Origin of the sequence: Janthinobacterium sp. KBS0711 (genome assembly GCF_000988085.1) — a bacterium.
GTDB classification, from domain to species: Bacteria; Pseudomonadota; Gammaproteobacteria; order Burkholderiales; family Burkholderiaceae_D; genus Janthinobacterium; species Janthinobacterium lividum_E.
Map to the genome: position 1 here is coordinate 15,371 of NZ_LBCO01000027.1, position 273 is coordinate 15,643.

Consider the following 273-nt stretch of genomic DNA (forward strand, 5'->3'; position numbering starts at 1 on the left):
GGTTGTTTTCGTTGTAGTCCGCAGTACAGTAGTGAGATATAGCAGTAAGCAACAAGCAGCATCAGTGCCCACGTGGCGGAATTGGTAGACGCGCATGGTTCAGGTCCATGTGCCTTCGGGTGTAGGGGTTCGAGTCCCTTCGTGGGCACCACCAGCAACGAGTTGTTCATCGTTGTGATCCGCAGTAAAGTAGTAAGATTGCAGTAACAAGCAGCACAATGCCCACGTGGCGGAATTGGTAGACGCGCATGGTTCAGGTCCATGTGCCTTCGG

1 tRNA gene is annotated in these 273 nt (G+C 53.1%); it reads left to right on the forward strand.

Annotated features, from left to right (window positions below):
- The first annotated feature begins 66 nt into the window (after positions 1 to 66).
- Positions 67 to 151, forward strand: a tRNA-Leu gene (locus VM94_RS17870).
- Positions 152 to 273 lie beyond the last annotated feature (122 nt).